General features: G+C 74.1%; 12 protein-coding genes. 11 read left to right on the top strand and 1 reads right to left on the bottom strand.

What is annotated here, in order from left to right; genetic code table 11:
* From ABT006_RS33055 to ABT006_RS33045, 3 genes are read left to right on the top strand one after another with little or no spacing between them, the layout of a single operon-like run.
* Positions 1–441 (top strand): acyl-CoA thioesterase, encoded by a 441-nt coding sequence (locus ABT006_RS33055; RefSeq protein WP_350712420.1) that lies wholly within the window; start codon positions 1–3, stop codon positions 439–441.
* 5 nt (positions 442–446) lie between these two features.
* Entirely contained in the window at positions 447–1,583 is a 1,137-nt protein-coding gene (locus tag ABT006_RS33050; protein ID WP_350712406.1) for a trans-sulfuration enzyme family protein, read from the top strand.
* Between the two features lie 56 nt (positions 1,584–1,639).
* Complete coding sequence (locus tag ABT006_RS33045) at positions 1,640–2,299, top strand: NHL repeat-containing protein (protein WP_350712405.1); 660 nt, start codon at positions 1,640–1,642, stop codon at positions 2,297–2,299.
* A 126-nt stretch (positions 2,300–2,425) separates the two neighbouring features.
* Here ABT006_RS33045 and ABT006_RS33040 read toward each other — a convergent pair whose 3' ends face one another.
* Entirely contained in the window at positions 2,426–3,151 is a 726-nt protein-coding gene (locus ABT006_RS33040; protein ID WP_350712404.1) for a DUF899 family protein, read from the bottom strand.
* Positions 3,152–3,256: 105 nt separating this feature from the next.
* Here ABT006_RS33040 and rfbA point away from each other — a divergent pair, with 105 nt between their 5' ends.
* From rfbA to ABT006_RS35200, 8 genes are all read left to right on the top strand, one after another.
* Positions 3,257–4,150 carry a glucose-1-phosphate thymidylyltransferase RfbA gene (gene rfbA, locus ABT006_RS33035; RefSeq protein ID WP_350712403.1) on the top strand — a complete coding sequence of 298 codons (894 nt, stop codon included), beginning with the start codon at positions 3,257–3,259 and terminating at the stop codon, positions 4,148–4,150.
* Between the two features lie 109 nt (positions 4,151–4,259).
* Positions 4,260–5,207, top strand: a complete 948-nt coding sequence (locus ABT006_RS33030; protein ID WP_502891054.1) for a class I SAM-dependent methyltransferase — start codon at positions 4,260–4,262, stop codon at positions 5,205–5,207.
* Complete coding sequence (locus ABT006_RS33025) at positions 5,204–6,022, top strand: crotonobetainyl-CoA--carnitine CoA-transferase (RefSeq protein ID WP_350712402.1); 819 nt, start codon at positions 5,204–5,206, stop codon at positions 6,020–6,022. Before ABT006_RS33030 ends, ABT006_RS33025 begins: the two co-directional genes overlap by 4 nt.
* Positions 6,019–7,287: an aminotransferase class V-fold PLP-dependent enzyme gene (locus ABT006_RS33020; protein ID WP_350712401.1), complete on the top strand. Its 1,269-nt coding sequence runs from the start codon at positions 6,019–6,021 to the stop codon at positions 7,285–7,287. The genes ABT006_RS33025 and ABT006_RS33020 overlap by 4 nt, the downstream gene beginning before the upstream one ends.
* Complete coding sequence (locus tag ABT006_RS33015; RefSeq protein ID WP_350712400.1) at positions 7,251–8,807, top strand: TldD/PmbA family protein; 1,557 nt, start codon at positions 7,251–7,253, stop codon at positions 8,805–8,807. The genes ABT006_RS33020 and ABT006_RS33015 overlap by 37 nt, the downstream gene beginning before the upstream one ends.
* Before the next feature lie 23 nt (positions 8,808–8,830).
* Positions 8,831–10,180 (top strand): metallopeptidase TldD-related protein, encoded by a 1,350-nt coding sequence (locus tag ABT006_RS33010; protein ID WP_350712419.1) that lies wholly within the window; start codon positions 8,831–8,833, stop codon positions 10,178–10,180.
* Positions 10,181–10,577: 397 nt separating this feature from the next.
* On the top strand, positions 10,578–11,780 hold the full coding sequence (locus ABT006_RS33005) for a DUF6004 family protein (RefSeq protein WP_350687465.1): 1,203 nt from the start codon (positions 10,578–10,580) through the stop codon (positions 11,778–11,780).
* Positions 11,781–11,869: 89 nt separating this feature from the next.
* Positions 11,870–11,963 (top strand): Clp protease N-terminal domain-containing protein (locus ABT006_RS35200; protein ID WP_425454139.1); only part of this gene is annotated, 94 nt, incomplete at its 3' end.

The raw sequence follows: 11,963 nt of genomic DNA, 5'->3' as shown, positions 1-11,963 counted from the left end.
ATGCCGCGCTACTACGAGTACCGGCACGTCGTCGGCTTCGAGGAGACGAACCTCGTCGGCAACGTGTACTACGTGAACTACCTGCGCTGGCAGGGCCGGTGCCGGGAGATGTTCCTGCACGAGCACGCCCCGGAGATCCTCGACGAGCTGCGCGCCGACCTGAAGCTGTTCACTCTCAAGGCCGAGTGCGAGTTCTTCGCCGAGCTGGCGCCGTTCGACCGACTCGCGGTCCGGATGCGACTGGTCGAGCTCAGCCAGACCCAGATGGAGCTGGGCTTCGACTACCTGCGGCTCGGCGGCGACGACCTGCTGGTCGCCCGGGGGCGCCAGCGGATCGCGTGCATGCGCGGGCCGAACGGGCGCACCGAGCCGGTCCGGGTGCCGACCGGCCTGGTCCGGGCCCTCGCCCCGTTCCGGGCGGCCACGGTGGGGCAGGGGTGAGCGGCATGCGCTTCGACACCCGGCTGGTGCACGGCGGCCGCCGGCCGTCGGCGGGCACCGGGGACGTCGTCCCCCCGATCCACGTCTCCACCACCTACGAGCGCCGGGCGCAGGACGAGCCCCGCTACTTCTACGGCCGGGGCGAGAACCCCACCCGGGAGGAGCTGGAGGAGTGCCTCGCCGGGCTGGAACGGGCCCCGTTCGCCACCGTCTTCTCCTCCGGCCAGGCCGCCGCCGCGACCCTGCTGTCGCTGGTGCGTCCCGGGCAGTGCCTGGTGAGCACCGACGACGTGTACGCCGGCACCGACGGCCTGTTCGACCTGGCCGCGCGGCAGGGCGTGCGGGTGCGGTACGCCGACCTGACCACCCCGGAGGGGATCACGGCGGCCCTGGCGGAACCGGACCTCGCCCTGGTCTGGATCGAGACGCCGACCAACCCGCTGCTCACCGTGGTGGACGTCGCCGAGGTCAGCCGGCGGGCGCACGAGCGGGGAGCCCGCGTGGTGGTCGACAACACCTTCGCCAGCCCGGTGCTCCAGCAGCCGCTGGCGCTCGGCGCCGACGTCTCGCTGTACAGCACCACGAAGTCCATCGCCGGCCACGCCGACGTGCTGGGCGGCGCCCTCGTCTACCGCGACGCGGACCTGCACGCCGCGGTCCGGGCGTACCGGACGACGGCCGGGAACGTGCCGGGGGCGCTGGACTGCTTCCTGGTCCGCCGGGGGCTGCACACCCTGTCGCTGCGGGTGCACCGGCAGGTCGCCACCGCGCGCGTCCTGGTGGAGCGGCTGCGGGCGAGCCCCGCGGTCGGCGCCGTCCACTATCCGGGGCTGCCCGAGCACCCGCAGCACGCGGTCGTCAAGGCCCAGATGAGCGCCCCCGGCGCGATCGTCTCCTTCGACTACCTCGGCGGCCCCGCCGAGCGACTGCTGGACCGGTTCACGCTCTTCACCTGCGGCGTCAGCCTCGGGAGCGTGCACTCCCTCGTGGAGTGCCCGGCCCTGATGACGCACCGTCCGCTGTCGGCCGAGGCCCGTTCGCGGCGGGGCATCGGCGACTCGCTGATCCGCTTGTCGGTCGGCATCGAGGATCCGCACGACCTCGCCGAGGACCTGTCCCGGGCGCTGGCGGGCGGGCCCTGAGCCGGCCGCCCGCCCGCGTCCCGCCGTCCACCCGCCTGCCACGAAAGGGGCCGTCCATGGCCATCCGCGAGATCGACACGACGTTGCCGGTCGTCCGGTCGCTGCCCGCCCCGGGCCGCTACCTGTGCGGCCTCACCTTCGACGGCGAGTTCTTCTGGCACTCCGACCAGGAGGCCGGGCAGATCTACGCCCTCGCCCCGGACACCGGCGCCGTCGTGCGGACCCTGTCCTGCCCCCGGGCGCGGGCCGACCTCACCGTGGGCGGCGGCGCGCTCTGCCAGGTCGGCGGCCGGCCGAAGCGGATCCTGCTGATCGACCCGCTCACCGGCGAGGCGCTCGGCGAGAAGGAGGTGGCCCCGCCCAGCGGCCGGCTCTGCGGGGTGGAGACCACCGGTGTGGCGATGTGGATGGGGCTGCGCGGGCCGTCGGTGGTGCAGCTCCGCGACGTCGCCACGATGACCGTCCAGCGTGAGTTCCCGGTGCCCGGCGTGCCGTCCGGGCTGACGGTGGCCGGTGACCTGGTGGTCTACGCCGACTTCGAGGGGGCGATGCTGCGGGCGGTCGACGCCCGGCACGGCACGCTGCGCGGACAGGCGCCGGTGGAAGGCCGACCGGTCGGCCTGACCTGGGACGGCGCGCTGCTCTGGTACGCCGACTTCGCCGGCCGCCGGCTGGCGGCGGTGCGGCTGCCCGACCTGCTCGCCACCGGGTCGTGACCCGGCGGCGAGCACCCGTCGCCGGGCGGGCCCGGGACGGTGTCGTGCCGGCCCGGGCGAGCCGCCGTGCCGGACGCGCGATCGTGCCGGTCCGGGGAGGCCGCCGGGCCGTCCGGGGGCGGGCCGTCAGGCCGGTGCGGGGGACGCCGCCGGGCCGGGGACGTAGTCGTTGCCGGCGTACCAGTCGCCGCGGCCCTGGGGCAGCAGGTCGAGGACGTTCCAGACCGGGCTGAGCAGGTCGATGCCGCGTTCGCCGCCGTCGGGGAAGCTCGCGGGGGCGGAGTAGAAGTGTCGCACCCGGTCGCCCTCGGCGCGCAGCACGCTGACCATCGGTCGTTGCGTGCCGTCCGGGTGCTCGGCGCGCAGGTCGGCGTTGAAGGACGTGCCGTGGCTGGACAGGATCCGCAGGCCGGTCCAGCCCCGCCCCCGGGCCCAGTCACGCAGTCGGGGCAGCGGCGCCTTCGCCACCACCGCGACGGCGGTGTGCCGGCGCAGGTGCGGAAGCACCCCGTGGAAGCCGTCCACCCACAGCGAGCACATGGGACAGGCCTCGGCGGCGTCCGGTGCGAACATCAGGTGGTAGACGAAGAGGGTCTCGTGCTCCTCGAACAGGTCGCGCAGCCGGACGCTCCGGGCCGGCCCGGGCCGGGCCAGGTCGGCCGGTCCCTCGGCGAGCCGGTAGTCGCCCAGCAGCGGGCCGGGTGGCAGTCGACGCCTTGCTGCGGCCACGCGTTCGAGCTGGTCCCGCAGGTCCTGCTCGGCCGACGCGAGCGCCCGGCGCGCGGCCACGTACGCACTGTCGGCGCCGGCGGGCCAGCTCGGCAGCCCGGTCTCCTGGTCGACATCGGTCATTGCGGCTCCCTCCACGACGGTCGGGCCATCCCCGGGCAGGCTACCCGCCCGGCACCCGACGTGATGTTTCCACCACGCGCAGGCGCTATGCGCTACGCTTTAAAAATGCGTGGTGTTTTGCTCGCTGGTGGCACCGGCTCGCGGATGTGGCCGGTGACCCGGGCGGTCTCCAAGCAACTGATGCCGGTCTACGACAAGCCAATGATCTTCTATCCGCTGAGCACCCTCGTGACGGCCGGTGTACGGGAGATCCTCATCATCACGCGCCCCGACGAGCAGCCGCTGTTCCGGCGCCTGCTCGGCGACGGCGGCCAGTGGGGGCTCGACCTGCGGTACGCCGTGCAGGAGCGCCCGGACGGCATCGCGCACGCACTCCTGCTCGCCGCGGACTTCCTCGCCGGCGGCCCGGCCATGCTCGTCCTCGGCGACAACATCATCCACTCCGCCGAGCTGGACCGGCAGCTCGCCGAGCTGACCGGGGTGGACGGTGGGCTGGTGTTCGGGCTCCCGGTGGCGGACCCGCGGCCGTACGGGGTGCTCGACCTCGACGAGTGCGGCGCGGTGCGCGACATCGTGGAGAAGCCCTTGGTCCCGCCGTCCCGGTACGCCGTGCCCGGCCTCTACGTGTACGGCGCCGACGTCGTCGCCATCGCCGCGGAGCTGACGCCGAGCGCCCGGGGCGAGTTGGAGATCACCGACGTCAACCGGGAGTACCTGCGCCAGGGCCGGCTGGAGGTGCGGCTGCTCGGGCGGCGCACCGCGTGGCTGGACACCGGCCGGTTCGGCGACCTGATGAAGGCGGCCGAGTACGTGCGCGTGATCGAGGAAAGGCACGGCGTCAAGGTCGGCTGCGTCGAGGAGGCGGCCTGGCGGGCCGGGCTGCTCGACGACGCGGCGATGCGCCGCCTGGCGGTGCCGCTGCGCGCCAGCGGGTACGGCGACTACCTGCTGCAACTGCTCGACGGCGAGCGTCCGGCGCGCCCGGCCGCCGTCCGGTGAGGGACCGCGGGTCGGCGGCGGGTAGGTGATGGCAAGCTCACGCCGTTGCCCGACCAACTTGTCAATCATATAGTGAGCTGAGGCCGAGTTCGCCTGCGAGGAGAGCGACATGACCGCCGTCCGGTTCGACTCCGTGGCCTTCAAGGCCGAGCAACGTGACACCTGGAACGCGGTCAGCGCCGGGTGGGACTTCTGGCAGGACCGCTACGAGCGGGCCGCGGCGCCGGTGACCGACTGGCTGCTGCGCGCCGCCGGGCTCCGCCCCGGGCACCGGGTGCTCGACGTCGGCTGCGGCACCGGCGAGCCGTCGGTCAGCGCCGGCCGGCTGGTCGCCCCCACCGGCCGGGTGCTCGGCATCGACCTCGCACCGGAGATGGTCGACCGGGCCCGCCGCTGCGCCGCCGGCCTCGGCCACCCGATCGAGTTCGCCGAGTCCGACGTGGAGGCCCTCGACCTGCCGGCGCACTCCTTCGACGCGGTGCTCAGCCGGTGGGGGCTGATGTTCGCGGTGGACCGGCAGCGCACCCTCGCGGACCTGCACCGCCTCCTGGCCCCCGGCGGCGTGCTGGCCGCCGCCGTCTGGGGGCCGCCGGAGGCGAACCCGATGACCTCGCTGGGCTTCCGGACGCTGGCCGCGGGCCTGCCGGTCCCCCCGCCGGGCCGCCCCGGCCCGTTCAGCATGTCCGACGCCGAACGCACCCGCGCCGACCTGCTCGCCGCGGGCTTCACGGACGTCGGCACCGAGTCCGTCGGGATCGCGATGCGCTTCGCCTCCGTCAACGAGTACCTCGCGTACACCCGCGACGTGACGCCGCCCGGTGTGCTCGCCACGGTGCGGCGGCAGCTCGGCGCCGACGCGGAGCGGGTGGGCTGGGACCGGCTCGCCGAGGCCGCCGCCGCCTTCGCCGACGCGGACGGCGTGCTCACCCTGCCCGGCTCGGCGCTCTGCCTGCGCGCGCGCCGCCCCGCCGACGCCGCCGGCGTGCCGGCCGACGCCGGCCGGCCCGAGGCGGCCGGATCCGGCCCGCCGGGGGCCGGGCCGGGGAGGGCCGGATGACCGCGGCCTGCCCGAGCGCACCACGCCCGGCCCGTCCGCCGGCCGGCCACCCCGGCCTGCTCGCGCTGGCCCAGTCGTACGTCGACGACGCCGCCGCCCGCGGTGAGCTGCCGCGCCGGGACCTGGGTGGGTTGCCCGGCACCCGGGTGCGCGTCGACCCGGAGTTCTGCCGCACGGTGGCCCGGCACTTCGACCGGGCGCCCCGGCGGGACCTCGGGCCGGGCCTGGCGGCCCGCTACCGCCGGTTCACGGAGGAGAACCTGCGCCACTTCGCCCTGCTGGACCGGGCGGGGATCCGCGTCGAGCCGTGGCGGGGCCCCGGGCAGCCGTACCGGGGCGCGGCGGACCTGGTCGACCGCCTCGCCCGCACCGGCGTGCTGCACGTCTACCTGACCCGCGACGGCCACGGCCCCGACGGGCCCGCCCCGGACCATCCGCTGTGCGCCCCGTCGGGTGTCACGGTCGGCGGCGTACCGCTGCTGCACAACGACATCTTCCGGGCCGTGCACGACGTCTTCGGTCACGTCATGCTCGGCGCCTCGATGGGGGTGGCGGGCGAGTTCCTGGCCGCGTACGGGCACATGGCGATGTACTCGCCCGAGGTGCATCCCGTCGTCTTCACCGAGCAGGTCAGCCAGATCTGCTGGTTCTTCCACGGCCCGCACCTGGCGGACCGGGCCGGGCGGTGGCCCCGGCGCGGCGAGCCGGGGTGGATCCCCCCGTCCGAACGGCCCTACCCGGAGCAGAAGCTCTTCCCCTGCCCGCCGGGTTTCCTCGACCGCTTCACCGCAAGCTTCACGGAGGAATCAGCATGACCGACACGGCTGCCCATCCCCTGTCCGCGGTGCGGGCCGAGTTCCCGTTCCTCGACGTGGCCGGGCACGGCCCGCCGCTGGCCTACCTCGACAACGCCGCGACGACGCAGAAGCCCCGGTCGGTCCTCGACGCGGTGGTCGACTTCTACACCACGTCGAACAGCAACATCGGGCGCGGCTTCTACGACCTCAGCCGCCAGGCCACCGGCCGCTACGAGGACGCCCGGGAGGTGGTCCGGCGGTTCGTGAACGCCGCCCACGCCGACGAGATCGTCTTCACCCGGGGCACGACGGACGCGGTGAACCTGCTCGCCGGCACCTTCGCCGAGCGGATCGTCGGCGCCGGCGACGACATCGTGGTCACCGGCATGGAGCACAACTCCAACCTGCTGCCGTGGCGCCGGCTCTGCGAACGGAGTGGGGCGAGACTGCGGGTCGTGCCGTCGCCGGCCGGCGGGCCGGTCCGGCCGGAGGACCTGGCCGCCGTCCTGGGCCGCCGGACCCGCCTCGTCGCGGTCAGCCACGTCTCCAACGTGCTCGGCACCGTCAACCCCGTGCGGGAGCTGGTCCGGGTGGCGCACGACCGGGGCGTGCCCGTGGTCGTCGACGGCGCGCAGGCGGTCGCGCACCTGCCGGTCGACGTGCGGGAGATCGGCGCGGACTTCTACTGCTTCTCCGGCCACAAGGTGTACGCCCCGATGGGCTCCGGGGTGCTCTACGGCCGGCGCGAGCTGCTCGCCGACCTGCCGCCGTACCAGGTGGGCGGCGGGACGGTCAAGGGGGTCTCGCACGACGCCCCGGTGTCCTACGTGCCGGTTCCGGCGCGGCTGGAGGCCGGCACCCCGGACATCGGCGCCGCGGTCGGCCTCGCCACCGCGTTGACCTGGCTGGACGGGCTCGACCGGGACGCGGTGCGGGCACACGACGCGGACCTGGTCCGGTACGCCGTCGACGTCCTGCGCGACGTCGACCGGGTGCGGGTCGTCGGCGACCCGGCCGCGGACCCGGCCGGCATCGTCTCCATCGCGGTGGACGGCCTGCACCCGTACGACGTGGGCGGGCACCTCGACGCGCACGGCATCGCCGTGCGGTCCGGCGTGCACTGCGCCAGCGCGTTCCTCGACGACCTGGGGCTGCTCGGCACGGTGCGGCTCTCCTTCGCGGTCTACAGCACCCGTGACGAGGTCGACCGGGTCGCCGAGGCGCTGCGTACCGTGCGGGCGGGGGAGTGGACCACCCAGTACCCCGACATCCGGTTCCGGTGACCGCCGGGCCCGCCCCGGCCGCCGCCACGGAACCGGGATTCGACACGCTGCCGGCCGGGGAGCTGGCCCTGGCCGCGCTGGAGCGGGCCCGCCGGCTCGGCGCCTCGTACGCCGACGTGCGACTGCGGCGGGTGCGGGCGCTGCGCGAGCGGGTCCGCGACGCGCAGCCGGAGGGCACCCAGGAGAGCGTCGAGACCGGGGCCGGCGTGCGGGTCCTCGTCGACGGCACCTGGGGTTTCGCCTCGGGGGTGGACCTCTCCCCGCCGGGCGTCGCCGAGCTGGCCGCCCGGGCCTGCGAGCTGGCCCGGATGCTGCGCCCGCTGCGCGGCGCGCCGCCCCGGCTGGCGCCCGAGCCGGTCCACGGGCCGGCGGTGTGGGAGTCGCCGTGCGAGGTGGACCCCTTCGCGGTGCCCGCCGCCGAGCGCACCGCCCTGCTGGCCCGCTGGTGCGCGATCCTGTGCGATGGCGGCGCCGACCTGGCGGAGGCGTACCTGCAGGTGTTCCGCGAGTCCACCGTGTACCACGACAGCGAGGGGCGGCGCATCCGGCAGCGGCGGACGTGGCTGCACCCGATGGTGGTCGGGTTCCGGATCGACGCGGACAGCGGCACCTTCGAGACCATGCGCACCCTCGGACCGCCGGCCGCCCGCGGCTGGGAGTACCTGACCGGGACCGGCTGGGACTGGGCGGGCGAGCTGGCCCGGCTGCCGGGGCTGCTGGCCGAGAAGCTCGCCGCCCCCTCCGTCGAGCCGGGGGAGTACGACCTCGTCATCGACCCGACCAATCTCTGGCTGACGATCCACGAGACCGTCGGGCACGCCACCGAGATGGACCGGATCCTCGGCCGGGAGGCGGCCTTCGCCGGCACCTCGTTCGTCACCCCCGACGACATCGGGTCGCTCCGCTACGGCTCGCCGGCGATGAACGTGGTCGCCGACCGCACCACCCCGCACGGGCTCGCCACCATCGGCTACGACGACGACGGAGTGGCCGCCCGGTCGTGGCCGCTCGTCCGCGACGGCGTGCTGGTCGGCACGCAACACGACCGGCAGACCGCCGGCGCGGCCGGGCTGGACCAATCCACCGGCTGCGCGTACGCCGAGTCGTACCGGCACCTGCCCGTGCAGCGGATGCCGAACGTCTCGCTCCGCCCCGCGCCGGACGGGCCGGACACCCGCGAGTTGATCGGCCGGGTGCGGGACGGGCTGTACGTCGTCGGCGACAACAGCTTCTCGATCGACATGGCGCGGGTGAACTTCCAGTTCACCGGGCAGCGCTTCTACCGGATCCGGGACGGCCGCCTGGCCGGCCAGGTGCGGGACGCCGCGTACACGGGGACGACGCTGGAGTTCTGGCGGTCGCTGGAGGCGGTGGGCGGCCCGCAGACCTGGCTGCTGTCCGGTGCGGGGCAGTGCGGCAAGGCGCAGCCGCTGCAACTCGCCGCCGCCGGGCACGGCTGCCCCTCGGCGCTGTTCCGGGGCGTACGCGTGACCAGCACCCGGACGGAGGAGCCCGCGTGAGGACCCCGAGCCCGCAGGAGACGGTGGAGATCGCCCTGGGCGCGGCGGGCGGCGACGACTGCGTGGCGATCGTGGAGCAGGGCGCCGACGTGCACCTGCGTTGGGCGGACAACGCGCTGACCGGCAACGGGAGTGGCGACGAGCGCCGGGTGTCGGTGGTGGCCGTCGCGGGCGGCCGGGTGGGCGCGGTGTCGCTGTGCGGGCCGGCCGACCGGGCCGAGGTGGTCGCGCTGGTCGACGCGGCGCGGGCGGCCGCCCGCCAGGCGCCGCCGGCGCCGGACGCGCGGCCCCTGCCGGCCTCCGGCGCCGGGTCGCCGCGCTGGGAGGACCCGGTCCCGGCGGCGCCGCCGACGGTGCTGACCGGGCTGGTCGACCAGTTGGCCGCCGGTTTCGGCCGGGCGCGTCGCGGCGGCCGGGTGCTGCACGGGTACGCCGAGCACCGGATGCGCAGCACGTTCCTCGGCACCTCCACGGGTGTGCGGCTGCGCCACGACGAGCCCGCCGGGCACCTGGAGCTGACCGCGCGCGACCGGGACGGCTTCCCGGTCTGGACGAACGCCGTGACCACCGACTTCGGCGACGTCTCGGTGGCCGCGCTGCAGGACGAGCTGGACCGGCGTCTGCACTGGGGCCGGCGACGGTTCGAGGTGCCGCCCGGCCGCTACGAGTGCCTGCTGCCGCCGACCGCCGTCGCCGACCTGATGAACTACGCCTACACCACGGCGGGAGCCAGGGCGGCGGCGCAGGGGCGGACGGTCTACAGCGGACCGGGGGGCCGGACCCGGATCGGGGAGCAACTCGCCGGCGTGCCGCTGACCCTGCGCAGCGACCCGGCGGCCGACGGGCTGCGCTGCGCCCCGTTCCTGGTGGCGCCGGCGTCGACGCCGACGAGGTCGGTGTTCGACAACGGCCTCCCGCTGGGCGCGACCCGCTGGTGGGACCAGGGTCGGCTGCGGTCGCTGGTGCACACCCGCGACAGCGCGGACGAGTTGGGCATGCCGCTCACGCCGGCGGTGGACAACCTCATCCTGGAGGGGCCAGGCGGTGCGTCGGCCGCCGACCTGATCGCGACGACCCGGCGTGGCCTGCTGGTGACGAGCCTCTGGTACATCCGTGAGGTGGACCTCGCCACCATGGCCCTCACCGGGCTGACCCGGGACGGCGTCTACCTGGTGCGCGACGGCGAGGTCGTCGGGGCGGTCAACAACTTCCGCTTCAACGACAGCCCCCTGGCGATGGCCGCCCGGGTCACCGAGGTGGGCCGGACCGTGCCGACCCGGGCCCGCGACTGGGGCGACGCGGTGGCGCGTACGGCCATGCCGATGCTGCGCGTCCAGGACTTCCGGCTCACCGCGGCGACCCACGCGGTCTGACCGCCCGATCCGGCCGGCGCACCGCTGACACCGGCTGCCCTCCGGCACGCCCCGGCGTGACGCCGGCGGCCCGTCGCGGAGGGGTGCGACCGCTACCCGAGCCTGCGGGGAACTCCGACCATGCGGCGCGTGGCACACCGACCCGGCCGGGCTCGCCCGGAAGCGGTATACGAACAAATAGCGTTGGTGGGATGTGCGCCTACGAGGATTCAACGCTCCCCATTGGATGATCCCCTTGAACCATCAGTGAAACCGGACATTATTTCGCAAACGATCACTGCGGGCCCGTTGACAGTCACTTTAGAAAACAATAGCGTTCGGGTCAGTGGTCCTCCCGGGTTGAGCAGAGCGTCACAGAGGGCGTCAGGGCATCCGGGGCAAACAGGGAGGTGGAGCCGTGACTGACACGGCGAGAGAGACCTACGAGTCGCTCAACATCGAGCCGAAGCCGCTGCGGCCGCACATCCTGGCTGCGGCGACGGTCGTCTTCGGTGACGACTACTACGGCGGCCGTCGGGAGACGATCAACCTGTCGGGCTTCGTGCAGATGAACAAGTGGCCGATGCCGGGGTTCAAGCACACCGTCGACGAGGACGGCACGGCGAGCTTCAACCTGGAGCTCATCAGCGCCCCCGAGGTCGGCATCAAGGGGTTCAGCTACACGCTGAACGACCGGATCCAGATCCTGTCGAACCCGTACCTGCCGAACACCGGTCACATCAAGCAGATCGTGCCCGGCAAGAACTTCCCCGCGGAGTTCTACATCCGGCGGTTCGGCATCCTGGAGACCAGCACCATGCGGCTGGCCCACCGGGGTGTCATCGACGTCAAGGGGATCGTGGACGGCCTTCCGCCGTACAAGACCCCGCTCACCTCGCCGTTCCTCGGCCGCCCGTACGGCGACCAGGGTGAGGTCATGCCGGCGCACAACGTGGTCCGGGGCACCAACCTCCCGGCCGCGTGGTACCCGTCGAACGACGAGAACGAGGCCGTCGGCAACACGCCGAGCGCCTTCTTCGCGTCGAGCATCGGCCCGTGCGTCTCGATGCTGGTCGACCCGTCGATCATCATCCAGGCCTCGACCGAGGCGAAGATCAAGGTCGAGGTCAACGGCCGCACCGAGGAGATCGAGCTCGCCGGCGACTACCCGCTCGCCGCGGGCGCCGAGATCCTCCTCTTCGGGCCGGAGAAGCACGACCAGGGCTCCGGGGTGCTGGCCCAGCTCGCCCGCGTGGCGCTGGTGGGCAACAGCCCGGCTCTCGGCGGCAAGGTCATGCTGCGGGCCAGCTTCTTCACCGTCTCGGGCGGCCAGCTCGGCGACGGCAACGAGGAGAGCCTGAGCCGGCTGCGCTACCCGGGTGAGCTGCACTTCGACGCTCACTTCGAGCTGGTGACCCCGTCCGCCACGCTCTACGCGGCGGCCCCGGTGCACCTGAGCGGCCAGCTCAAGGACATCGAGCCGACCGGCACGCTGCTGACCGCCGAGCACGCCGACGCCGCGCTGCGGACGAAGGACGGCGAGTCCCGGGCGCGCCTGACCGGTGTGTCGATGAAGCTGGGTGACGCGCTGGTGGGCTCGGAAGCCTACGTCAGCGCGTGACGACCAACCGCCGTTGGTAGTCCCGAAAGACGTCGTCCCGGGTGGCCTCCTGTCACCCGGGACGGCGTCACTCTCCAGGGGTGGCAGACATGTTCGAGCGGTTCACCGACCGAGCGCGACGGGTTGTCGTCCTGGCCCAGGAAGAGGCCCGGATGCTCAACCACAACTACATCGGTACGGAGC

Source organism: Micromonospora sp. NPDC002717, assembly GCF_040295705.1.
Taxonomy (GTDB): domain Bacteria; phylum Actinomycetota; class Actinomycetes; order Mycobacteriales; family Micromonosporaceae; genus Micromonospora.
Note: the sequence above shows the minus strand (reverse complement) of the source record. Positions and strands in the feature narration are given on the sequence as shown.

Bases quoted from the DNA above. Each gene is read 5' to 3' on its own strand.
- ABT006_RS33050 (WP_350712406.1), top strand. From the start codon at position 447: ATGCGCTTCGACACCCGGCTGGTGCACGGCGGCCGCCGGCCGTCGGCG.
- rfbA (WP_350712403.1), top strand. From the start codon at position 3,257: ATGCGTGGTGTTTTGCTCGCTGGTGGCACCGGCTCGCGGATGTGGCCG.
- ABT006_RS33055 (WP_350712420.1), top strand. From the start codon at position 1: ATGCCGCGCTACTACGAGTACCGGCACGTCGTCGGCTTCGAGGAGACG.
- ABT006_RS33045 (WP_350712405.1), top strand. From the start codon at position 1,640: ATGGCCATCCGCGAGATCGACACGACGTTGCCGGTCGTCCGGTCGCTG.
- ABT006_RS33020 (WP_350712401.1), top strand. From the start codon at position 6,019: ATGACCGACACGGCTGCCCATCCCCTGTCCGCGGTGCGGGCCGAGTTC.
- ABT006_RS33030 (WP_502891054.1), top strand. From the start codon at position 4,260: ATGACCGCCGTCCGGTTCGACTCCGTGGCCTTCAAGGCCGAGCAACGT.
- ABT006_RS33040 (WP_350712404.1), bottom strand. From the start codon at position 3,151: ATGACCGATGTCGACCAGGAGACCGGGCTGCCGAGCTGGCCCGCCGGC.
- ABT006_RS33025 (WP_350712402.1), top strand. From the start codon at position 5,204: ATGACCGCGGCCTGCCCGAGCGCACCACGCCCGGCCCGTCCGCCGGCC.